Source organism: Enterobacter sp. BWH64, assembly GCF_001037645.1.
GTDB classification, from domain to species: Bacteria; Pseudomonadota; Gammaproteobacteria; order Enterobacterales; family Enterobacteriaceae; genus Enterobacter; species Enterobacter hormaechei_C.
Genome location: NZ_KQ089922.1, coordinates 2886209 through 2909483 on the forward strand (window position 1 = coordinate 2886209; position 23275 = coordinate 2909483).

General features: G+C 54.2%; 21 protein-coding genes and 1 pseudogene. 15 read left to right on the forward strand and 7 right to left on the reverse strand.

From position 1 onward, the window contains the following. The first annotated feature begins 111 nt into the window (after positions 1 to 111). From SK50_RS13790 to adhP, 7 genes are all read left to right on the forward strand, one after another. On the forward strand, positions 112 to 1011 hold the full coding sequence (locus tag SK50_RS13790; protein ID WP_048229981.1) for an MBL fold metallo-hydrolase: 900 nt from the start codon (positions 112 to 114) through the stop codon (positions 1009 to 1011). 51 nt (positions 1012 to 1062) lie between these two features. Next, the gene (locus tag SK50_RS13795) at positions 1063 to 1584 is read left to right on the forward strand and encodes a VOC family protein (protein ID WP_017693390.1); all 522 of its coding nucleotides are present in this window, start codon (positions 1063 to 1065) and stop codon (positions 1582 to 1584) included. A 141-nt stretch (positions 1585 to 1725) separates the two neighbouring features. Next, positions 1726 to 1941, forward strand: coding sequence for a biofilm-dependent modulation protein (bdm, locus tag SK50_RS13800; protein ID WP_015570485.1), 216 nt, complete (start codon positions 1726 to 1728; stop codon positions 1939 to 1941). Between the two features lie 95 nt (positions 1942 to 2036). Continuing rightward, positions 2037 to 2174, forward strand: a complete 138-nt coding sequence (gene sra / locus SK50_RS13805) for a stationary-phase-induced ribosome-associated protein (RefSeq protein ID WP_000841561.1) — start codon at positions 2037 to 2039, stop codon at positions 2172 to 2174. A 176-nt stretch (positions 2175 to 2350) separates the two neighbouring features. Continuing rightward, positions 2351 to 4048: an NAD-dependent malic enzyme gene (locus SK50_RS13810; RefSeq protein WP_045345150.1), complete on the forward strand. Its 1698-nt coding sequence runs from the start codon at positions 2351 to 2353 to the stop codon at positions 4046 to 4048. Between the two features lie 342 nt (positions 4049 to 4390). Continuing rightward, positions 4391 to 6100 (forward strand): ABC-F family ATP-binding cassette domain-containing protein, encoded by a 1710-nt coding sequence (locus SK50_RS13815; RefSeq protein WP_045345147.1) that lies wholly within the window; start codon positions 4391 to 4393, stop codon positions 6098 to 6100. 196 nt (positions 6101 to 6296) lie between these two features. Continuing rightward, the gene (gene adhP / locus SK50_RS13820) at positions 6297 to 7307 is read left to right on the forward strand and encodes an alcohol dehydrogenase AdhP (RefSeq protein ID WP_006810706.1); all 1011 of its coding nucleotides are present in this window, start codon (positions 6297 to 6299) and stop codon (positions 7305 to 7307) included. Between the two features lie 39 nt (positions 7308 to 7346). Here the strand turns inward: adhP and SK50_RS13825 are convergent, their stop codons facing one another. Next, a complete protein-coding gene (locus SK50_RS13825; protein ID WP_015570482.1) occupies positions 7347 to 7856 on the reverse strand; it encodes an RrF2 family transcriptional regulator in 510 nt (169 codons plus the stop codon). Between the two features lie 130 nt (positions 7857 to 7986). Between SK50_RS13825 and SK50_RS13830 the strand changes: the two genes are divergently transcribed. Next, the gene (locus SK50_RS13830) at positions 7987 to 9189 is read left to right on the forward strand and encodes an NAD(P)/FAD-dependent oxidoreductase (RefSeq protein WP_048229557.1); all 1203 of its coding nucleotides are present in this window, start codon (positions 7987 to 7989) and stop codon (positions 9187 to 9189) included. A gap of 39 nt (positions 9190 to 9228) precedes the next feature. On the opposite strand, the gene araJ is transcribed toward SK50_RS13830, so the two are convergent. Next, a complete protein-coding gene (gene araJ / locus SK50_RS13835; protein ID WP_045345142.1) occupies positions 9229 to 10404 on the reverse strand; it encodes an MFS transporter AraJ in 1176 nt (391 codons plus the stop codon). A 161-nt stretch (positions 10405 to 10565) separates the two neighbouring features. Here araJ and ppk2 point away from each other — a divergent pair, with 161 nt between their 5' ends. The 3 genes from ppk2 to SK50_RS23320 all read left to right on the forward strand — a co-directional run bounded on the left by ppk2 (position 10566) and on the right by SK50_RS23320 (position 11997). Beyond that, positions 10566 to 11384: a polyphosphate kinase 2 gene (gene ppk2, locus SK50_RS13840; protein WP_048229558.1), complete on the forward strand. Its 819-nt coding sequence runs from the start codon at positions 10566 to 10568 to the stop codon at positions 11382 to 11384. Between the two features lie 101 nt (positions 11385 to 11485). Continuing rightward, the gene (locus tag SK50_RS23315; protein WP_072021781.1) at positions 11486 to 11674 is read left to right on the forward strand and encodes a hypothetical protein; all 189 of its coding nucleotides are present in this window, start codon (positions 11486 to 11488) and stop codon (positions 11672 to 11674) included. After that, positions 11674 to 11997, forward strand: coding sequence for a CcdB family protein (locus SK50_RS23320; protein WP_017382305.1), 324 nt, complete (start codon positions 11674 to 11676; stop codon positions 11995 to 11997). The genes SK50_RS23315 and SK50_RS23320 overlap by 1 nt, the downstream gene beginning before the upstream one ends. 51 nt (positions 11998 to 12048) lie before the next feature. On the opposite strand, the gene fdnI is transcribed toward SK50_RS23320, so the two are convergent. Genes fdnI through fdnG form a run of 3 tightly spaced genes read right to left on the reverse strand, consistent with a single transcriptional unit; the run spans position 12049 to position 16641 of the window. Continuing rightward, entirely contained in the window at positions 12049 to 12705 is a 657-nt protein-coding gene (gene fdnI / locus SK50_RS13845; protein ID WP_045345138.1) for a formate dehydrogenase-N subunit gamma, read from the reverse strand. Further along, positions 12698 to 13582: a formate dehydrogenase subunit beta gene (gene fdxH / locus SK50_RS13850; RefSeq protein WP_045345136.1), complete on the reverse strand. Its 885-nt coding sequence runs from the start codon at positions 13580 to 13582 to the stop codon at positions 12698 to 12700. Before fdxH ends, fdnI begins: the two co-directional genes overlap by 8 nt. Before the next feature lie 11 nt (positions 13583 to 13593). Next, positions 13594 to 16641 (reverse strand): formate dehydrogenase-N subunit alpha, encoded by a 3048-nt coding sequence (fdnG, locus tag SK50_RS13855; RefSeq protein ID WP_100244796.1) that lies wholly within the window; start codon positions 16639 to 16641, stop codon positions 13594 to 13596. Positions 16642 to 16861: 220 nt separating this feature from the next. Between fdnG and yddG the strand changes: the two genes are divergently transcribed. Both yddG and ompC read left to right on the forward strand, forming a co-directional pair. Further along, complete coding sequence (yddG, locus tag SK50_RS13865; protein WP_032102980.1) at positions 16862 to 17740, forward strand: aromatic amino acid DMT transporter YddG; 879 nt, start codon at positions 16862 to 16864, stop codon at positions 17738 to 17740. A gap of 626 nt (positions 17741 to 18366) precedes the next feature. Continuing rightward, on the forward strand, positions 18367 to 19440 hold the full coding sequence (ompC, locus tag SK50_RS13870; RefSeq protein WP_017382300.1) for a porin OmpC: 1074 nt from the start codon (positions 18367 to 18369) through the stop codon (positions 19438 to 19440). A gap of 45 nt (positions 19441 to 19485) precedes the next feature. Here ompC and SK50_RS13875 read toward each other — a convergent pair. Beyond that, a pseudogene (locus SK50_RS13875) lies at positions 19486 to 20977 on the reverse strand (MFS transporter). Between the two features lie 116 nt (positions 20978 to 21093). Here SK50_RS13875 and SK50_RS13880 point away from each other — a divergent pair. Beyond that, a complete protein-coding gene (locus tag SK50_RS13880) occupies positions 21094 to 21669 on the forward strand; it encodes a TetR family transcriptional regulator (RefSeq protein ID WP_015570471.1) in 576 nt (191 codons plus the stop codon). A gap of 79 nt (positions 21670 to 21748) precedes the next feature. Here SK50_RS13880 and SK50_RS24025 read toward each other — a convergent pair whose 3' ends face one another. Further along, positions 21749 to 21976 (reverse strand): hypothetical protein, encoded by a 228-nt coding sequence (locus tag SK50_RS24025; RefSeq protein WP_162184634.1) that lies wholly within the window; start codon positions 21974 to 21976, stop codon positions 21749 to 21751. On the opposite strand from SK50_RS24025, the gene SK50_RS13885 reads away from it, so the two are divergent. After that, positions 21880 to 23265 carry a NarK family nitrate/nitrite MFS transporter gene (locus SK50_RS13885; RefSeq protein ID WP_048229983.1) on the forward strand — a complete coding sequence of 462 codons (1386 nt, stop codon included), beginning with the start codon at positions 21880 to 21882 and terminating at the stop codon, positions 23263 to 23265. The genes SK50_RS24025 and SK50_RS13885 overlap by 97 nt on opposite strands. Positions 23266 to 23275 lie beyond the last annotated feature (10 nt).

The following is a 23275-nucleotide window of genomic DNA, read 5'->3' on the forward strand; positions in this document are numbered from 1 at the left end:
TTTGACCTCCATTTGCTCGATTTATGAAACTAAGCATCTCCTGTTTCAGGAATTCTGGCAAATGAAGAGATCCGTACAATAGAGACTTTCCTGAAGAACAGAGACATGACCATGACCATCGCCCGCCTTGCTTTGCTGACAACCCTTTTCACTCCGGCCGTCTTTGCCGCGCCGTTGACCGTTGATACGTACAACCCGCAGGAAAAAGGCATTTTTGCCGTTTCTTCCACCCTGGTGTCTGGCCCGAAAGAGGCGGTACTGTTTGACGCCCAGTTCAGCGTGAAAGATGGCGAAGCGCTGGTAGAAAAAATTCGCCACAGCGGTAAAACGCTGAACAAAATCGTGATCACTTCCGGCGATCCGGATTTCTATTTCGGCCTGCAACCGCTGGTGAAAGCCTTCCCTAATGCCAAAGTTGTCGCCACGCAACAGGTGGTGGACCATATCAAGGCCACAAAAGACGCGAAGCTCGCCTTCTGGGGGCCACAGATGAAAAAGGCCACAAAAGACGCGAAGCTCGCCTTCTGGGGACCACAGATGAAAGACGGCGCGCCGACGCAGCTCTACGTGCCGCAAGTGCTTGCCTCAACCACCTTTATGATTGACGGTGAGAGAGTGAATATTGAAGAGCCTGAGAGCTATGCGGCGTATGTCTGGATCCCATCCGCAAAAACCATCCTCGGCGGCACGGGCGTCTCATGGGGCATTCACGTCTGGACGGCAGATACCCAAACGCCGGAAAGCCGCAAACAGTGGCAGCAGACGCTGGATAGCATGGCAGCCCTTAAGCCCGAACACGTTATTCCGGGCCACTACCTGGGGACACCGCCAGCGGGTACCGGCGCTATCGACTTTACCCGTCGCTATCTACAGCAGTTTGAACAGGCCCTCACGGCAGATAAAGCGTCAACCGGCGTCATCAACACAATGAAAAAACAGTGGCCGAATCTGGCGGAAGCCAGTTCGCTGGAACTGAGTGCCAAAGTGAATACCGGCGAAATGAAGTGGTAGTAGCCTGATTATCTCCTGCTATATTTAAGTTTTTTATAGCAGGAGTTAACTATGCCATCGTCAGTAAGGGGCATCGACCATATCGGTATTACGGTGCCCGACATTGAAAAAGCCACCCTATTTTTTGAACGCGCTTTCGACGCCCAGGTTTTATATCATTCTGTCGATGCGCAAACCGATAATATTGATCAGCCCGCCCAGCAGCACACCTTAAAATTATTTCCCGGCACAAAAATTCACGCCATTCGCATGCTCGTCATGCCCCACGGACCCGGCATAGAACTTTTCGAAATGCATGGCCCTGAACAGGGAATGCCCGCCCGCGCCAGCGACTTTGGCCTCCAGCATTTTGCTGTTTATGTTGATGATTTTGATAAGGCGATAGCCGCTTTCACCGCTGCTGGCGGGGAGATGTTTACCGCGCCAAAGCCGCTCACGTTTCCGGATGAGCAAGGTGAAGGTAATGCTTTCTGCTATGGGCAAACCCCCTGGGGCAGCATTGTAGAATTGATTTCCTGGCCAACGCCCATGCCTTATGAAAAAACGACAAATTTACGCCGCTGGAAACCCTGAATTTTATTTCTGTGCTACGGGAGATGATATTTTTATTTCCAGGACGAATCTGAACCACAACGGCGAAAATATTTGCCAATCTGAATGCGAATTACGATTTTGCACGCCGTAACATTAAACAGACAACGACACGGAGGCAGCATGTTTACTTATTACCCGGCACATACCACAGCAGCACAACCCGAACTCGTTAACGCGATTGCGCAGGGTCTTCAGGCGGAGCACGGTGTTGTTACCGAAGATGACATTTTGATGGAACTGACCAGGTGGGTGGAAGCCACAGACAATGACATCCTCAGTGACATCTACCAGCAAACCATCAACTATGTCGTTAGCGGGCAAAATGCACCTTTGTAAAAACCTGCTAAGCTGGATCTGCAACCTAAGGGGTTACATTTCGTTTGCGTGAGCAAACTTGTCCTTAAAACTATCAACGGGATTGAGGAGTTAATATGAAATCGAACCGTCAGGCACGCCACATTCTGGGACTGAACTATAAACTCTCTAACCAGCGCAAAGTGGTTATTGAAGAGGGGAGCGAAACGCAAGTGACCCACGCCACCGGCAGGAAACGTCAGGCAGGCAAGTAAGTTCCAGTACGAAATCCACAACACCATCGGTTACCCCGGTGGTGTTTTTGTTTATGTGTTGCGGTAATTAATATTTAGCTCCTTTATAATACCGCCCGACCGCACCCCGTAGCACAGGCCAGAAAGATGACAAACAGCAGTGTCAGGGACGGATCTTCTTAAAAAGAGTGAGTGACATGGACAACAAACTGAAAAAACATCGTTCCCTTTATATTCCTTACGCCGGTCCGGTTTTACTGGAGTTTCCCCTTCTGAACAAAGGCAGCGCCTTTAGCATGGAAGAGCGCAGCAGCTTTAACCTGCTGGGTCTGCTGCCTGAAGTGGTTGAAACCATTGAAGAACAGGCGGAACGCGCCTGGATCCAGTATCAGGGCTTTAAAACCGAAATCGATAAGCACATCTACCTGCGTAATATCCAGGACACGAACGAAACCCTCTTCTACCGCCTGGTGCAGAACCATCTCGAAGAGATGATGCCCGTCATTTACACCCCAACCGTCGGCGCGGCGTGTGAACGCTTCTCAGAGATCTACCGACGTTCCCGCGGCGTGTTCATCTCCTATCAGAACCGTCACAACATGGACGACATTCTGCAAAACGTGCCTAATCACAACATCAAGGTGATCGTGGTAACCGATGGCGAACGTATTCTGGGCCTTGGCGACCAGGGCATTGGTGGGATGGGGATCCCCATCGGTAAGCTCTCGCTGTATACCGCCTGCGGTGGGATCAGCCCGGCCTACACCCTGCCGGTGGTGCTGGACGTGGGGACCAACAACCAGCAACTGCTGAACGATCCGCTGTACATGGGCTGGCGTCACCCGCGCATTACCGACGACGAGTACTATCAGTTTGTTGATGATTTCATCCAGGCCGTGAAGCACCGCTGGCCGGACGTGCTGTTGCAGTTCGAAGACTTCGCGCAGAAAAACGCCATGCCGCTGCTGAACCGCTACCGCGATGAGATCTGCTCGTTCAACGATGACATTCAGGGCACTGCGGCAGTGACAGTGGGGACGCTGATTGCCGCGAGCCGTGCGGCAGGCAGCCAGCTCAGCTATCAGAAAATTGTCTTCCTGGGTGCAGGCTCCGCGGGCTGCGGCATCGCCGAGCAAATTATTGCCCAGACCCAGCGCGAAGGCTTAAGCGAAGAGCTGGCTCGCTCCCGCGTCTTTATGGTGGACCGTTTTGGCCTGCTGACCGACGGTATGCCAAACCTGCTCCCGTTCCAGACCAAACTGGTGCAGAAGCGTGAAAACCTGAAAAACTGGGATACGGATAACGAAGTGCTCTCGCTTCTTGACGTGGTGCGCAACGTGAAGCCGGACATTCTGATCGGCGTATCCGGGCAGACCGGCCTCTTCACGGAAGAGATTATTCGCGAGATGCACAAGCACTGCGAACGCCCTATCGTGATGCCGCTGTCTAACCCGACTTCACGCGTGGAGGCAACGCCGCAGGATATCATCGCCTGGACAGAAAGTAAGGCACTGGTCGCGACCGGCAGCCCGTTTGATCCGGTGCTGTGGAAGGACAAACTCTATCCCATCGCACAGTGCAATAACTCCTATATCTTCCCGGGTATTGGTCTGGGGGTTATCGCCTCCGGCGCGTCACGCATCACCGACGAAATGCTGATGTCCGCGAGCGAAACGCTGGCAGGTCACTCACCGCTGGTGAATAACGGTGAAGGCCTGGTACTGCCGGAGCTGAAAGACATTCATAAAGTGTCCCGCGCAATTGCCTTCGCGGTAGGCAAAATGGCGCAGCAGCAAGGCGTCGCGGTGAAAACCTCTGCCGATGCGTTGCAGCAAGCGATTGACGATAACTTCTGGATGCCGGAATACCGTAGCTATCGTCGTACTTCTATTTAAGCATTGCCCCTCACCCAGCCCTCTCCTCAAAGGGGAGAGGGCTGGGTGAGGGGAATATACGGCACCTCCCACTAGCCAAACCCATTTTCCCCCGCTACACTCCCTTCATCCATTAACCTACTGAATATATAAGGAGGCCAATTATGCTGTACTGTGAAATTTTCAATGTTTCACATACATTTGGTGATCGCACCAGCTCAAGCGTTATCGGTATCGTGCTGCGATAACTTCCGCTTGAGCGAAGACACCAACCCCTGAAATCCCTTCTCTCGGGCTTACTGAGTTATCGTCAGCGATGTTTGACGAGGCATAAACATGCCTGTAACTCCTGGGTAAGCAACAATGAGCACTTTACTCACTGCACATTCTTTACGCGTTGATACGGCGTTCGGCACGCTCTTCGACTCTCTCTCCTTTACGTTGAAAAAAGGCGATCGCATCGGCCTGCTGGGTGATAACGGCTGCGGAAAAAGTACGCTGCTGAAAATCCTCGACGGGACGCAGTCCCCTGCTGCCGGAACCGTTTCACTGGCGGGGCATTGCCTGCTGGCGCGCGTGGAACAACATCTGCCGGAGGCCCTTTATCCCCTGACCATGCTGGATGCGGTGCTGGCGCAGCTGCCGATCGGTGAGCGCGACAGTTTGCGCTGGAAAGCCGAGTCGCTGCTGGCCGGAATGGGCTTCACGACGCAGGAAACGGCGTTAACCTCCGCCACGCTGAGCGGCGGCCAGCATACGCGGTTGCTGCTGGCACGAGCGTTGATAAGCGATCCGGATCTGCTGCTTCTGGACGAACCGAGCAACCACCTTGACCTGCCGACCCTGCTGTGGCTGGAGCAGTTTCTACAAAACTGGTCCGGCAGCTTTGTGCTGGTCTCACACGACAGGCAACTGCTGGACGCGGTAACCAACGGCAGCTGGATCCTGCGCGATAAAACGCTGCACGCCTTTGCCCTTCCCTGCACTGCCGCCCGTCTGGCGCTCGATGCAAAAGACGAAAGCGATGCGTTGCGCCATAAGGCAGAGCAAAAAGAGATCGACCGCGTCACGGCCAGCGCACGGCGTCTCGCGAACTGGGGCAAGGTCTATGACAACGAAGATCTCTCCCGTAAGGCTAAGCAGATGGAAAAACAGGTCGAACGCCTGAAAGAGACCCAGACGGAACTGACGGCGGGAAGCCCGTGGACCTTAACCCTGCGCGGGGACGCGCTTCGCGCCGACCGCCTGCTGGAAATGACTCACCTCGGCGTCCCCCCGGCGCCGGGTCTGCCAGATCTGTTTACTCTCGACAGCGCGCGGCTGAAGAGCGGCGATCGCGTGGCGATTGTGGGTCGTAACGGCTGCGGAAAATCGTCGCTGCTGAAGCTTATCTGGCGACATTTTCGCGACGAGATCGCGGACGAGCGGCTTAAGCGTCATCCGCGCGTCTCACCCGGCTACTACGACCAGACGCTGCACCAGTTGCCAGATGATGCGGCGCTGCTTGATGCGCTGGAGCCTTTCGCGCCAGATCCGCAGACCCGTAAAATGGCGCTCATCAGTGCCGGGTTCCCGTGGGCGCGTCACGGGCAAAAAGTCAGTACGCTGAGCGGCGGGGAACGTTCGCGCCTGCTGTTCGTCGGCCTGACGCTTGCCCGTTATAGCCTGCTGATGCTGGATGAACCGACCAATCATCTGGACATGGAAGGCAAAGAGGCGCTGGCGGAAACGCTGCAACAGTTTGAAGGCGGAGTGCTGCTGGTGAGCCACGATCGTCAGTTAATTAGCCAGAGCTGTAACCGCTTCTGGCTGATTGAGGACGGCAGGCTGAGCGAATGGCACGATGCGGAGGCGGTGTTTGAGCGTCTGCGTGAGGACACCGGTCCGGTTGTACCTGAAGCGTCGAAGGCCGCATCGAAGGCACCCTCTTCAGCGTCTGACGATCTGCTCGAACGCCTGGTTGCCCTGGAAACACTGCTGGAAGAGGATTTGGCGCGTAAGCCAAAACACCAAAAACCGCAGTTACAGGCGCAATGGCGAAAAGAGATTAAGGTCATAGAAGCGCAACTGTAAATCTGAGCCCGGCGGTGGCGTCGCCGGGCCAGTGTTTTTCACCCCAATTTATGAGGGGTACAGCCTTTTCTTAATCCGAAAATGCAGCAAATAATGACATTATGTTGCGGTTGCCTTGCATTACAGCGCCAAAGTATTAATCCTTAATGGGTAATCAGACCTGCTATGCAGATACTCATCATGAAAGGAGAAACACATGAAGGCTGCTGTTGTCACTCAGGATCATCAGGTTAATGTCACAGAAAAAACCTTACGCGCGCTCAAACATGGTGAAGCGCTGCTGAAGATGGAGTGCTGTGGCGTTTGCCATACCGATCTCCATGTTAAGAATGGCGATTTTGGCGACAAAACCGGGGTGATCCTCGGCCACGAAGGGATTGGTATCGTCAAAGAGATTGGTCCTGGCGTCACGTCGCTAAAAGTAGGCGATCGTGCAAGCGTGGCGTGGTTCTTCGAAGGCTGTGGCCACTGCGAATATTGTAATACCGGCAACGAAACGCTGTGCCGTGACGTGAAAAACGCGGGTTACTCCGTTGACGGCGGCATGGCGGAAGAGTGCATCGTAACCGCGGATTACGCGGTTAAAGTTCCGGACGGACTGGACTCTGCGGCGGCCAGCAGCATCACCTGCGCCGGGGTCACCACCTACAAAGCGGTAAAAGTCTCTGACATCAAACCCGGCCAGTGGATTGCGATCTATGGCCTGGGCGGTCTGGGCAACCTCGCGCTGCAATACGCCAAAAATGTCTTCAATGCGAAGGTTATCGCCATTGACGTGAATGACGAGCAGCTGAAGCTCGCTGCCAGCATGGGCGCAGACTTAACCGTGAACTCCCGCAGTGAAGATGCGGCAAAAGTGATTCAGGAGAAAACCGGCGGTGCGCATGCGGCGGTGGTGACGGCGGTAGCGAAAGCGGCCTTCAACTCTGCCGTTGACGCAGTTCGCGCCGGTGGCCGCGTGGTGGCTGTTGGCCTGCCGCCGGAAGCGATGAGCCTGGATATTCCACGTCTGGTCCTCGATGGGATTCAGGTAGTGGGTTCCCTGGTGGGTACCCGTCAGGATCTGCTCGAAGCCTTCCAGTTTGCAGCTGAAGGTAAGGTGAAACCGAAAGTTACAATGCGCCCACTGGAAGATATCAACGCCATCTTCAAAGAAATGGAACAGGGCCAGATCCGTGGCCGTATGGTGATTGATTTACGTTCTTAACCGCGGTGGCCGGGTAGCGGCTCTGCCCTGCCCGGCTTTTCACGTGGACGAACGGCGATCGGAAATCCATTCCTGAACCTCGATCTGGAACGTGTCCGGCGCTTTTCGATACATCTTCCGCGCCAGATCCAGGATGGTATGGCGCCCTAACTCCTCTTCCATCCGCTGCTGCGCGCTGTCCATGACCGAGCGCACCCCACACGGGCCGTCACAGACCCAGGCAGGTGGCGTTTCATCAAACACCGCCAGGCGCTGACGCACTTCCCGACACTCAAACATATTCTTCTCGCCGTCAATGGCATGCGCCACGTCCAGCACGCTGATCAGCTCGGCCGGACGCGCCAGCCGGAAGCCTCCCCCTTTGCCTTCGGTGCTGATGACCAGCCCCGCGCGTGATAAACGGGTGAAGATTTTTCCAAGATAGTCGTACGGCACGCCCTGCAAGGCCGCCATCTCCCGGACGCTCATCTCACGTTCATTGCCTTTTGCATCCACCATACACATCAGGCTATGAATGCCATATTCCACACCAGAACTGTAAAACGCCATGGCTCACTCCGGGTCATTGTTCGCTGCATTATAACGATTTTTAACTCAGAAAGAAGTTGTCGCAGTTAACTCCGACAAGTATAGTGGCAGTTATGTCAGACATACAGCCTGACGCACTAAAGGATCGAGTATGAAAAAGCAGATTTTAATTGTGGGTAGTGGGTTTTCCGGTATGTGGGCTGCGGTCAGCGCCGCGCGCCTTTCTGCTCTGGCGGGTAACAATAGCCTCAGCATTGCCGTGCTGGCCCCTGTTGCGGAGCTGCGCGTTCGCCCACGCTTTTATGAAGAGAACGTGTCGACGATGGTCGCGCCGCTGACCGAACTGTTTGCTGAGCTGGGTATCGCCTTTATTGCGGGCGAAGCACAACGTATTGATACCTCGTCTAAAACCGTTTTGTATCGCGATTCAAACGGCGCGATTGCTGACGTCGCCTGGGAACGTCTGATCCTCGCAACCGGTAGCCAGACTAAACGTCCTTCTGTTGCCGGTCTGGCTGAATACGCCTTTGATATCGACCAACTCGACTCCGCCAGCTTGTTCGAGCAGCATCTTGATTCGCTGGTTTCGCGCCCCTCCACCTCGGAGCGTAATACCGTGGTCGTGTGTGGCGGCGGCTTTACCGGCATCGAACTGGCAACGGAACTCCCTGCCCGACTCCGTACTCGCTTCGGCGCTGATACAAAGACTAAAGTAATCGTAGTTGAAAGAGGTACAACCATCGGCGGGCGTTATAGCGAGGCGCTGCGTAACACAATTGAAGAAGCAAGCAACGTGCTCGGCGTTGAATGGCGTTTAAACAGTGAAATTGAAGCCATCGATGCCAGCGGCGTAACGCTGAAAAACGGAGAGCGCATTGCCAGCGCCACTGTAGTGTGGACGGCAGGGGTAGAAGCTAACCTCCTCAGCCTGCAAATTGACGGGGAACGCGATACTCAGGGTCGGCTGATCGTCAACGACACGTTGCAGGTTCCTGCGCATCCTGAGGTTTACGCGACGGGTGATATGGCGCACGCCAAAACGGACGATGCGGGCAACACGGCGCTGATGACCTGCCAGCACGCGATCCAGCTTGGGAAATTCGCCGGACACAACGCGGCGGCCAGCCTGTTAAATCTGGAGCCGTACCCTTACCGTCAGGTGAACTACGTCACCTGTCTGGATTTAGGTGGCTGGGGCGCGGTATACACCGAGGGCTGGGAACAGCGCGTTAAATCCGTGCGCGAGGAAGGCAAAAAGATCAAAGTCGCCATCACCAACGAACTGATTTACCCGCCAGCAGCAGACAAAGCGGTCGCTTTTGCCGCCGCTGACCCGCTGGCGAAATTCGTTTAGTCCCCTCCTGCGCCCGCGACCAGCGGGCAACGTGTGGGATCAGGCCAGCGCACCTGCGTTGGCCTGACGTTTTTTGGCACATAAATAACCATACATCAGCAGAGAGGTCATCGCTGAGAAGGATAAGATCGCGGCCGGAAGCGTGACATAACTCCAGCTAAAGCCGAGCGTAATCATCAATCCACCGAAATAGGCGCCAATTGCGCTGCCGAGGTTAAACGCCATTTGCCCGCCTGCGGCCCCCAGCATCTCGCCGCCTTTCGCATTTTGCAGCAGCAGAATTTGCAGCGGCGCAGAGAGCGCAAACAGCCCGGCGCAGCAGACAAATCCCATTACCAGTGAAGCTGTTTTAAGCTCGCCAAAGGCAAACAACGCCAGCAGCGAAGCCACAATCACCAGGTCGGTGGTGGCAGCAATGCGCAGCGGGCTAAAGCGTGACGACAGCTTGCCGCTGAAGACATTTCCCAGCACCATGCCCAGCCCCATCAGCATCATGATCGCGGTCATGACGCCCTCAGAAAAGCCTGACACGTTGACCATAAACGGCTTCACGAAGCTAAACCAGGCAAACACCCCGGCATTGCCAAACATCGTAGCGGCAAAAATCAGCCACGGTTCCGGTTTCTTCAGGAAGTGGAATTGTTCTGTCAGCCGGGTGGTTGTCGTGTCGTGAATGTCTGGCACCCAAAGCAGAACAGACAGGATCACCAGCGCGTCAAAGACCGCAATCAAAAAGAAGGTGTAACGCCAGTTAAATTCATGTCCCAGCCACGTCCCGAGCGGCACGCCAAGCAGGTTGGCAACGGTCATCCCGGCAATCATCCCGGCCACAGCGACCGTCACTTTACCCGGCGGCGCGATTTTTGACAGGATTATCGCCCCCACTCCGAAAATCGCGCCATGCGGGAAACCAGAGATTAAGCGCCCCGCCGCCAGCCCCACGTAGGAGTCAGAGAAGGTAAAGAGCGCGTTACCGACGACGCACATCGCCACCAGAAACAGCAGCGTTGTTTTCAGCGAAAATTTGCTGGAGAACAGCGCCACAATCGGCGCGCCGATCACCACGCCAAAAGCGTAAAACGAAATCATATTTCCGGCGGAGGGAATCGAAATGCCCGTATCATGAGCCAGCTCGGTCAGCACGCCCATAATGCCAAACTCAGCCATCCCCAGGCCAAAGGTACCCAGTGCTAACGAAAAAATTGTCTTTTTCATACCGCGACCACTGTTAAAAAATATGCAGCGTGCATTATTGATTAAACTTGTATGGTGAACCAGTTCAAATCAGCTTTCTGACACATTAATCCATTCATTCAGGCCGATTACACTCTTAGTACGGCCTCGATCCCGCGACCGGATACAAAGGGAGACCCACCATGGTCAGTAAGAAGAAAACCTATGTTGTTGATGATGTCGTTAAAAACGCGCCGCTCAAAACTAAAGCGTACGAGCAAGAGCTTCGCCGCCTCCATGTTGAACTGGTTAAGCTCCAGCAATGGGTGGTCGCCAAAGGGTTAAAGGTCTGTATTGTTTTTGAAGGGCGAGACGGCGCCGGTAAAGGCGGCGCAATCAAAGCCATCACCGAACGCGTCAGCCCTCGGGTGTTTCGCGTTGTTGCGTTACCGGCCCCCACCGATAAAGAGAAAAGTCAGCTCTATTTTCAGCGTTACGTTCCCCATCTGCCCTCTGCCGGGGAAATCGTTATTTTTGACCGCAGCTGGTACAACCGCGCGGGCGTGGAAAGAGTCATGGGTTTCTGTACCGAAGAGCAGGCCGAAAAATTTCTTGATGGAACGCCGGTAATGGAAAAAGCGATGGTCGATGCCGGGATCATTTTGTTGAAATACTGGCTTGAAGTAACGCCAAAAGAGCAGGAGCGCCGCCTGCGCGATCGCATTAATGATGGTCGCAAGATCTGGAAGCTGTCTCCAATGGATATTAAATCTTTCAATCTGTGGGATGAGTATACCCTCGCCCGCGACGCGATGTTTAAAGCGACCGACACCGCCTGGGCGCCGTGGTTTGTGGCGCGCTCAGAAGATAAAAAAAGGGTGCGGCTGAATATTATTTCGCATCTGCTTTCCCAGATCCCCTATAAAGAAATTCACGTAGACAAGGTGGATTTACCGAAACGCAAGATCGGCAAAGTGAAGCCTACAAAATATCCCTTCCGGTATATTGCAGAGCAATTTTGATATTACTGGAAGACGGCTCGCATAATGTAGATTACCAGGGGAAACAGTATTGTTTTTTGTTGGCTGCGGTTGATAATGACCGCACCAACAAAGGAGAAAACATGAAATCGAACCGCACAGAAAGATGTGTTACAACAAAGCCTTTTACGGGGAAAAAGCCTCGCCCACTCTCTACAACAGCAGAGCACAAGCGACAGCATCAACAGGATCAGGGATTTATTAAAGCGATGAATGAATTAACGGCCAAAGCAGGGCTATTATCGGATGACCCTTATTTTGGAGGGCTTTGATGTGTTTTCAGTTTGACGTTTATCGCAACCCATCAGACAGAACGCGTGAATATCAGCCCTATTTTATGATTATTCAGCACGATTTTTATGACGACTTATCAACGAGACTTATTGTACCGTTAAGCTATCACAATCATTTAAGAGGACATTCAAACGCTGCAACGCCACTGGTGAACATTGAATTCCAGACATATTTCCTTAATACAGCCAACATCACACACGTGGAGACAAAGAAACTTAATAATAAGAATTATGTATGTAATCTGCGCAGTGCAAGAAGTAGTGTTCTTGCAGGAATTGATGCGTTAATTACCAATACGTAGCTCAGAGCCGCGCAAGTGCAGCGCCGCCGGACAATGCCGACGGCGCGAGGTTTACTTCAACCCTTCCGAACTCTCTTTTTGCGCTTCAAGACGCTCAACGTCCCGATACCAGCGCGGATGGTGTTTTTGCGCCCAGCGGCGGCTCACCTTCCCTTCAATCATGCCTTTAATCGATCCTTTCACCCAGAAGGCCATATACATATGGATCAGGATGGCGTGGATCAGAATAATGGCCGAGGTCGCGTGGATCAGCAGTGCGTAGCGCACCACCTGGATCGGGAAATATTGGGCAAAATACGGACGCCAGATAATCACTCCGGTTACCAGCAGCACGAAAATCATGCTCATGATGGTCCAGAACATCATCTTCTGCCCGGCGTTGTATTTGCCCACCTTCGCGACTTTATGCTCGTTGCCTTTCAGAACCTCAGCAATCCCTTTAATCCAGGGAATATCTTGCTTGTCAGGGATGTTGTGATGAACGAAACGCACGAACATAAACATCAGCACCACGAAAATCAGCACGCCGAAGAACGGATGCAGAATGCGCCCCATCTGCGGTGTCCCGAAGGTTTCCGTGAGCCACTGTAGCGTCGGGAAAAAGAACGAAATGCCGGATACCGCCACCAGGAAGAAGCAGATGACCACCGTCCAGTGACAGGCGCGATCGACAAATTTTGTGCGCACTATCATTTTCGACTTACTCATGATGCTCCTCCTCGTCGTCATCCACCTCTTTATTCGGCCCGATACCGATGTAGTGATAAATCAGCCCGGCAAAGGTGGCGATAAAGCCCGCCGCTGAGAGCGGCTTAAGCGCCCCTTTCCAGAGATTGATCGAGGTATCGATCGCCGGATCTTTCGGCAGATTGTGATACAGCTCCGGCTGGTCATTGTGGTGCAGAACATACATGACGTGCGTACCGCCGACGCCCTGCGGGTTATAAATCCCGGCCTTGTCATAGCCGCGCGCTTTGAGCTTATCCACCCGCTGCTGCGCCACTTCCAGCATCTCTTTTTTGGTACCGAAGTGGATCGCCCCGGTAGGACAGGTCTTCACGCAGGCAGGCTCCTGGCCGATGCTGACGCGATCGACGCACAGCGTGCATTTATAGACCCGGTTATCCTCTTTATTGAGGCGCGGGATATTAAACGGACAGCCCGCAATACAGTAACCGCAGCCGATGCAGTTATCCTGCTGGAAGTCGACGATCCCGTTGGCGTACTGAATGATTGCCCCGGCAGACGGGCATGCCTTCAGGCAGCCAGGATCTTCACAGTGCATACAGCCGTCCTTACGGATCAGCCACTCCAGCTTGCCGTTCTGGTCGGTTTCGCTAAAGCGCATCACCGTCCAGGACTTGGCGCTCAGATCAGCAGGATTGTCATAGACCCCAACGCAGTGCCCCACCTCGTCGCGAATATCGTTCCACTCCGAGCAGGCTACCTGGCAGGCCTTACAGCCCACGCAGGAGGAGACATCGATCAGCTTGGCGACTTCTGCCTTGTAATCCCGCGCACGAGGCGCGGGCGTTATCGGGTTGGTCGCGGAGCGTTTAATAATGTCTTGTGTTTCCATCGCCATTTAATCGCTCCTTACGCTTTCTCGATGTTGACCAGAAACGCTTTATACTCCGGCGTTTGCGAGTTGGAATCGCCGACGTTTGGCGTCAGGGTATTGGCGATGTAGCCTTTCTGCGCTACCCCTTCAAAACCCCAGTGCAGCGGTATACCGACGGTTTCCACCTGCTGGCCATGCACGTTCAGCGTTTGCAGACGACGGGTGACCACCGCCACCGCGCGAATAAAGCCGCGCTTGCTGCTGACCTTCACGCGATCGCCGTTGGCAATGCCTTTCGCCTTCGCCAGGGTTTCGCTTATCTCCACAAACTGTTCCGGCTGCGCGATGGCGTTAAGCCGCGCGTGCTTGGTCCAGGTATGGAAATGCTCGGTCAGGCGGTAGGTGGTTCCGACATACGGGAACTTGTCCTTTTTACCTAAACGCAGCACGTCGTCTTCATAGATGCGTACCACCGGACTGGAGACCACGTTCGGGTGCAGCGGGTTAGTGCCGAGCGGCGTTTCCATCGGCTCGTAGTGTTCCGGGAACGGCCCTTCCGCCAGTTTGTCGATAGCAAACAGACGTCCCAGCCCTTCCGGCTGCATGATAAACGGCCCGGTGTTGCTGCCCGGCGCGGCGGTGTTGAAGTCCGGGATATCGTTCCCCGTCCACTTCGTGCCGTTCCACTCGATCAGCATGCGTTTCGGATCCCACGGCTTACCGTTCACGTCTGCGGAGGCACGGTTGTACAGTACGCGGCGGTTCAACGGCCACGCCCATGCCCAGCCCAGGGTATTGCCCAGGCCTGACGGATCGGCGTTATCGCGATTGGCCATCTGGTTACCCTGCTCCGTCCAGCTGCCGGTGTAGATCCAGCAGGAAGAGGCCGTGGTACCGTCGTCACGCAACAGCGCGAAGCTATTGAGCAGCTGTCCTTTCTTCGCCACCAGATTACCGTTGGCATCGTACAGGTCGGCCAGCGCCACGCCGTTGTTCTCTTTTGCCACCTCTTCGGACTCAGGATGATCCGGCTGCTTGTAGTTCCAGCTCATCTTCAGCAGCGGCTCAGCGCCTTTGCCGCCTTCGGCGCGGTACATCTCGCGCAGACGATGGTAAATCCCGGCCAGAATTTCGCCGTCATTACGCGCTTCGCCGGGCGCATCCTGACCTTTCCAGTGCCACTGTAGCCAGCGGCCAGAGTTGGCAATTGAACCGTCCTCTTCCGCAAAGCAGGTCGACGGCAGGCGGAACACCTCGGTCTGAATCGCTGCCGGATCGACATCGTTTGATTCACCGTGGTTCTGCCAGAACGTAGACGTTTCGGTGACCAGCGGATCGATAACCACCATGTACTTCAGCTTGCTCAGGCTGCGAACGACTTTGTTTTTATCCGGGAATGACGCTACCGGGTTAAAGCCCTGGCAGATATACCCCGTGACGTCGCCCTTATCCATCATGTTGAAATACTTGATGACATCGTAAGCCTGGTCCCATTTCGGCAACCACTCAAAGCCCCAGTCATTCTCTTTCTGCGCCGCGTCGCCATAGAACGATTTCATCAGACTGACGGCAAACTTCGGATAGTTACTCCAGTAGTTCACCTGGTCCGGACGCGTCGCTTTTGGCGTGTTGGCGTCAAGCCAGCTTTGCCAGTCGGTCTGCTTCTCGGACGGCAGGGTCAGGTAACCCGGCAGGCTGGTCGACAGCAGGCCTAGGTCGGTTAAGCCCTGAATGTTAGAGTGCCCGCGCAGGGCGTTCACGCCGCCACCGGCCATCCCCATGTTGCCGAGCAGCAGCTGGATCATCGCCATGGTACGGATGTTCTGCGCGCCCACGGTATGCTGCGTCCAGCCCAGCGCGTACAGGAATGTAGTGGTTCTGTCGGCGGCACTGGTGGAGGCCAGCACTTCACATACTTTCAGGAAGTCCGCTTTCGGCGTACCGCAGATGTTTTCCACCACGTCCGGCGTATAGCGGGAAACGTGCTGTTTCAGCAAGTTCCACACGCAGCGCGGATCGCTCAGGGTCTCATCGCGTTTCGCGTAGCCGTTTTCGTCGAACTGATAGTTCCAGGACGATTTATCGTACTGACGTTTCCCGGCGTCATAGCCGCTGAAGAGGCCATCTTCGAAGGCGAAATCTTCCCGTACCAGCAGGCCGGCATTGGTGTAATGCTTAACGTATTCCACGTTAATTTTGTTATTTTCGATCAGGTACAACAGCACGCCGGACAGGAACGTGATGTCCGTACCGGAGCGGATCGGCGCATAGATATCAGCCACCGATGCCGTACGCGTAAAGCGTGGATCGACGACAATCAGCGTCGCATCGTTGTTGTTTTTCGCTTCCATCGCCCAGCGGAATCCCACCGGATGGGCTTCAGCGGCGTTACCGCCCATTACCACCACGACGTTAGCGTTTTTGATATCAACCCAGTGGTTGGTCATCGCACCGCGACCAAATGTTGGAGCAAGACTTGCTACCGTTGGTCCGTGTCAGACGCGCGCCTGGTTATCAACCGCCAGCATGCCGAGGGAGCGCACAAATTTTTGCGTCAGCATGCCGGTCTCATTACTTGCCGCAGAGGCACACAGCATCCCGGTGGAGGTCCAGCGGTTTACCGTGATGCCCTGCTCGTTCTTCTCAATAAAGTTGGCGTCGCGATCCGCTTTCATCAGTTTTGCAATTCGGGAGAAGGCTTCGTCCCAGGAGATACGCTGCCATTTGTCAGAGCCCGGCGCACGATATTCCGGGTAGCGCAGACGGTTTTCACTGTGGACGTAGTCCAGCAGCCCCGCCCCTTTCGGGCAAAGCGCCCCGCGGCTCACCGGATGGTCCGGGTCCCCTTCAATATGATAAATCGCTTCTTTGGCGTTCTTTGCGCCATCACCCAGGCTATACATTAATAGCCCACAACCCACGGAGCAGTATGTGCAGGTGTTACGGATCTCTTTCGCGCGCAGCAGTTTATAGTTGCGTGCCTGAGCCAGCGCCATTTTGGGAGCGAATCCCAGCATTGCGGCTGTTGTTCCGGCCATACCGCCCGCGCAGATTTTAAAAAATTGTCTGCGGCTGACGTCCATTGCTGTCCTCGTTATCTGATAAGACTTCGCGCCGCAAGCTAACAGCAAAGCCCCTGTTTTTTTTGCGTCAAATCAAGGTCGCCAGACTTCGCCCCCTTAATAGTCACTGCCGGTACGATTTGCTAATCCTTTCGGGTTAACAGGCTCTTTGAAAATTCGCCAGGTGTAGCAAATAGATGCTATAAGTTTTCCCTTTGATTTTTAGAAGACTGGCAGGGTAATGGACAGAAAAAGAGCAACGCTGACAGGCCTGGCGGCCATATTGCTGTGGAGCACCATGGTGGGTCTCATCCGCAGCGTCAGTGAAGGACTGGGTCCGGTGGGCGGCGCGGCGATGATTTACACCGTCAGCGGGCTGTTGTGTCTGGTGACGGTGGGTTTTCCCGATCTTCGGCGTTTTTCCACGCGCTATCTCATTGCGGGCAGCATCCTGTTTGTCAGCTATGAGATGTGCCTGGCCCTGTCGCTGGGATATGCCGCGACGCGCTCACAGGCGATTGAAGTCGGTATGGTCAATTATCTGTGGCCAAGCCTGACGATTGCGTTCGCGATTTTGTTCAACGGGCAAAAAACCACCCTGTGGGTGATCCCTGGGCTTCTCATCTCGCTGTTGGGTGTGTGCTGGGTTTTAGGTGGCGAAAACGGTCTGCAACTGAATGACATCATGCAGAACGTCGTTTCCAGTCCGCTAAGTTATGGGCTGGCGTTTGCTGGCGCTTTTATCTGGGCCGCCTACTGCACCGTCACCAGCAAGTATGCCAAAGGGCAAAATGGCATTACCCTTTTCGTCCTGCTGACCGCCTTGAGCCTGTGGGTCAAATATGCCGTCAGCGATCAGCCCGAAATGGTGTTCAGCGTCCCGGTTGTGGTGAAGCTATTGATGTGTGGGGTTGCGCTTGGCTTTGGCTACGCCGCCTGGAATATCGGTATTCTTCACGGTAACGTCACGGTGCTTGCGGCTGTCTCTTATTTCACGCCAGTTCTTTCCGCCGCACTGGCGGCTATTCTGCTGAGTTCTCCGCTTTCACTCTCATTCTGGCAAGGGGCATTGATGGTGTGCGCCGGATCGTTACTGTGCTGGTATGCCACCCGCAAATAGCATTTTTATTTTTGCCGGGTACCGAATATGCCCGGCAAAATATTAACAATATTTTAATATGTGATCACACCCTCGAATATAATTCGTAACATTAGAGAGTAATTAAATTTCTGTATAGAGTTCTGTCAGAAAGCCAGAGTTGTTGTGGAAATTGACATAAACTGACAACGCAGGTAATTAATTCAGCGCCAATATTCCCGCGCTATATAGCACAAAATGCAATAGTTTATTTCTGAATATTTCTCTTAAAAAACAGGTTCTGGTTTCCCGAGAAATTTATAATCAACTGTTTTAAAAAAGATTATCCTGCCACATGCTTTGACATTCCCTGCCAAACCCTTTTAATCCCACCAAAAAACTAAAACGTCCGACAACTATTCACAGCCATATTATCTTGATTGGTTAATAATCACTTTATGTCTATATATTAACCTGACTGGCCGATTTAAGGGCAATTTATCCGATCAGGATCACACTAATTGAAATTATCTTTAATATTTTGAAACTTATTATTGAAAGCAGTCTACGGAATTTTAAAAATAGTCTGCCATTGACGATAAGCCTCGTTTAAAAATCGCTCAGGTGGCTTAGGAAATACCTAAATAAAATTATAAGGATTATTTAAGATGAAACTTAAATTAGTTGCAGTGGCAGTGACTTCCATGTTGGCAGCTGGCGTTGTTAACGCGGCTGAAGTTTTTAACAAAGACGGTAACAAACTGGATCTGTACGGCAAAGTTACTGGTCTGCACTATTTTTCTGATGATGCTGGTAGCGACGGCGACAAAACGTATGTTCGTCTGGGCTTCAAAGGTGAAACTCAGATCAACGATCAGCTGACCGGATACGGTCAGTGGGAATATGAGTTCAAGGGCAATCGCTCTGAAGCTCAAGGTTCCGACGGCAACAAAACCCGTCTGGCGTACGCTGGTCTGAAATTCGATGAATTCGGTTCCTTCGACTACGGTCGTAACTACGGTGTGGCTTATGACATCGGCGCGTGGACTGACGTTCTGCCAGAGTTCGGTGGCGATACCTGGACGCAGACTGACGGCTTCATGACCGGCCGTACCACTGGCGTTGCAACCTACCGTAACACCGACTTCTTTGGTCTGGTTGACGGCCTGAACGTGGCTGCTCAGTACCAGGGTAAAAACGACCGTGACGATATCACCGAATCCAACGGTGACGGCTGGGGTCTGTCTTCTACCTATGAATTCGACGGCTTCGGTGTGGGTGCGACCTACGCGAAATCTGACCGTACCGACCGTCAGGTTCGTGCTGCAAGCAACCTGAACGCCGGTGGCGAAAACGCAGAAGTCTGGGCTGCTGGCCTGAAGTACGATGCGAACAACATCTACCTGGCAACCACCTACTCTGAAACCCGCAACATGACGGCGTTCGGTAACGGTCACGTTGCCAACAAAGCGCAGAACTTCGAAGTTGTGGCTCAGTACCAGTTCGACTTCGGTCTGCGTCCGTCCATCGCTTACCTGAAATCCAAAGGTAAAGACATCGGTTCTTATGGCGACCAGGACCTGGTTGAATACGTTGACGTTGGCGCGAGCTACTACTTCAACAAAAACATGTCCACCTATGTTGATTACAAAATCAACCTCGTGGATGACAGCCAGTTCACCAAAGATGCCAAAGTGGCTACCGACAACATCGTAGCTGTAGGTCTGACCTACCAGTTCTAAGATCTGTTAGTTCAAAAGGCCAGCCCTCGCGGCTGGCCTTTTTTATTACTGCTGCCCTCCGACCTTCGCCAGACTAAACCAGATCCCGACCGCCAGAATCAGCAGCATGCCTCCCGCACTGCCCAGGGCCACGCTGTGCGAGGTGATGAACGCGGTTTTCGCCGCCGTCATCACCGGCTCGGCCAGCGACGGCGTCAGCTCCTGCGCCACCTTCATCGCTTCACCGATGGACGACGAGGCTTTATCGGTCAGCGACGCGCTCAGCCCCTGCGGCAGTACAATAGACGCCGAAAAGCTGCGGGTTAACAGCAGACCAAAAATGGCGATCCCCAGACCAGCACCCAGCTCGTAGGACATGGTTTCGATCGCGCCTGCGGCGGCCGCTTTCTCTTTCGGCGCGGCAGCCATGATCGCTGACGTCGATGCCAGCAGTGCGCTGGCGGCACTGAAGCCCAGCAGCACCATCAGGCTCCACGCCTGCCACTGTTGGGTGCTGAAATCGAGCGTCGACAGGCCGATAAAACTGACCGCGCTAAGCCCCATGCCTCCGGCCGCGACAATGCGCAGCCCCAGACGCCCGACCAGCACACCCGCGATCGGCCCGCTAAATCCGCTCGCCACCATCACCGGCAGCATAAATATCCCTGCTTCAAACGGCGTAAAACCATGCACGAACTGCAACTCCTGCGCCATCAACAGTTCAAAGCCCACCAGCGCAATCATGGCGGTCATCGCCATGACCACGCCGCTTAAAATAATGCGATGGCAAAACAGGCGCATGTCGATCATCGGCACGCGCGCGCGCGTAGCTGGATACGGACGAAGATAAACAGCATTACCGCTCCGGTAAGCAGCGTACAGGCCACCATCCACGGCGACAGCCCCCCTTCAGGGCGGTTTTGGCGCTATAGACCAGCAGTAAAATCGCCACAATCAGCATAATGGCATGGCTGATATTGAGCGGCTGCTCGGGCCGCCCCTGCTGAGCAGGCACCAGGCGCGCAGCAAGCGAAACCACGATCAGCACGATCGGCACGTTAATCAGGAACACCGACCCCCAGTAAAAGTGCTCCAGCAGCATGCCGCCAATCAGCGGGCCAAACGCCGCGCCGCCCGACCCAACGGCAGCCCAGACGCCGAGGGCGATATTACGGTGCCGCACGTCAATAAACAGGGTGCGGATCCCTGCAAGCGTAGCCGGAATGATCATCGCCGCGCCAATCGCCAGCGACGCGCGGGCGGCAATCAGCCAGCCCGCGGACGGCGCAAAAGCCGCCGCTAACGATGACAGGCCAAACAGCACGCTGCCGATCATCAGCAGGCGCTTAAAACCTATGCGATCGCCCAGCGCGCCCATCGGCAGCACCATTCCCGCCATCACCAGCGAGTAAATATCAATAATCCACAGCAATTCGTTGCCGCTGGCACCCAGCGTCATGCTCAATGTTGGCGCCGCCACGTGCAGCACCGTCGCGTCAATCGCCACCGGGATATACACCAGCACGATAATCACTAACGCTAACCACTGACGAAACATAAATTTCCTTTTCAGTTAAAAACTGGACACATGTCCAGAATGCGATCCTACGTAAAGTTGAACACTTGTCCAGCTCTTTGTTACACTCGTTTCGTTGCCATTGAGAGTGAGAAATTATGCGTTATCTGAGCAAGGACGAGCGGCGGGAAGAGATCCTCCAGGCCGCGATGCGCGTGGCGCTGACCGAAGGATTCGCGGCAATGACCGTGCGCCGCATCGCCACCGAAGCGGGCGTCGCCACCGGGCAGGTACATCACCACTTTGCGTCGGCGGGCGAGCTAAAATCGCTGGCGTTTGTCCGGCTGATCCGCGATTTGCTGGATGCTGAAATCGTTGGCGAAAACGCTGGCTGGCGCGAGCGCCTGCATGCCATGCTCGGCAGCGATGACGGCGGGTTTGAGCCCTACATTCGACTGTGGCGGGAGGCGCAAATTCTCGCCAGCCGGGATAGCGATATCAAAGGCGCCTACGTTTTGACTATGGAGATGTGGCACCAGGAAACGGTCGCGATTATCCGCGCTGGGGCGGAGGCCAACGCCTTTACGCTTGCTGACCAGCCGGAAAATATCGCCTGGCGTTTAATTGGTCTGGTATGTGGCCTGGATGGCATATACGTATTAAATATGCCTGAAATGGACGACGCGGCATTTAATAAGCATCTGGATAAACTTATCTCCCTCGAATTGTTTTAATACTCCCATCGGGGTATTAATTTCCGCAAATAGTTACAATTAGTAACACATAAAGCGAACCCTGATTCCCATTCCAAACTCAGGGATTCGCTTTTTTATCTATCCTTTCAGATGTATCCCATAACATCCAAAAATTTCTACAAACTGCCGAAAGGTATCTTTCTGTTTTCACTTCTTTTTTCTCTCCATTTGGGTAAGCAAGAGGGTGATATGTCACATCAAAGCGAGAAGAGTAATCAGCATCTGTTGAGTAACTGGAAACCGGAAAACGCGCAATTTTGGGAGAATAAAGGGAAACATATCGCACGTAGAAACCTGTGGATTTCCGTGGCGTGTTTGCTTCTCGCGTTTTGTGTATGGATGTTGTTTAGCGCTATTGCGGTAAATCTTAATAAGGTCGGATTTAATTTCAGCACCGATCAGCTTTTTATGCTAACGGCATTACCTTCTCTTTCCGGCGCGATATTGCGTGTCCCCTACTCTTTTATGGTGCCGATATTTGGCGGACGTTACTGGACCGTGTTAAGTACCGTTATCCTGGTCGTACCCTGTGTCTGGCTTGGGATCGCCATCCAGAATACCGCCACGCCCTATTGGGTCTTCATCATCATCGCACTGCTGTGCGGTTTTGCCGGCGCCAACTTCGCTTCCAGCATGGGAAACATCAGCTTCTTCTTCCCGAAAGCCAGACAGGGCAGCGCGCTGGGCATTAACGGCGGGCTGGGTAACCTGGGCGTGAGCGTGATGCAGCGGGTTGCGCCGCTGGTGATTTTCCTGCCGATGTTTACCTTCCTCGGCGTGCACGGCGTACCGCAGGAGGATGGCTCGACGATGTGGCTGGCGAACGCGGCGTGGATCTGGGCGCCGCTGCTGATTCTTGCCACCCTTGCGGCGTTTTTTGGCATGAACGACATCGCCAGCTCGAAAGCGTCCATTGCCAGCCAGCTTCCGGTGCTTAAGCGCTTTCATCTCTGGCTGCTGAGCCTGCTTTATCTGGCCACCTTCGGCTCGTTTATCGGTTTCTCGGCAGGCTTTGCTATGTTGTCGAAAACCCAGTTTCCGGACGTGAATATCCTGCACCTCGCCTTCTTTGGTCCGCTGATCGGTGCCCTGGCGCGTTCCGCTGGCGGGATGATCTCGGACAGGCTGGGCGGCGTACGGGTGACGCTGATCAACTTCGTTTTTATGGCCATCTTTAGCGCCCTGATTTTCCTGACGCTCCCCGGGTCTGGTTCAGGCAGTTTTATCGCCTTCTATCTGGTCTTTATGGGCCTGTTCCTCACCGCAGGCCTGGGCAGCGGCTCGACCTTCCAGATGATCGCGATTATCTTTCGCCAAATCACCCTCGACCGCGTGAAAAAACAGGGCGGGAGCGACGAACAGGCACAGCATGAAGCGGTGACCGAAACGGCTGCCGCGCTGGGCTTTATCTCTGCCATCGGTGCGGTAGGCGGGTTCTTTATTCCCAAAGCCTTTGGCACATCCCTGGCGATGACCGGTTCCCCGGTGGGCGCCATGAAAGTCTTCCTCGTGTTTTACATCGTCTGCGTGCTCGTCACCTGGCTGGTGTACGGCCGCAAATCCTCACAAAAATAATAACTACCTC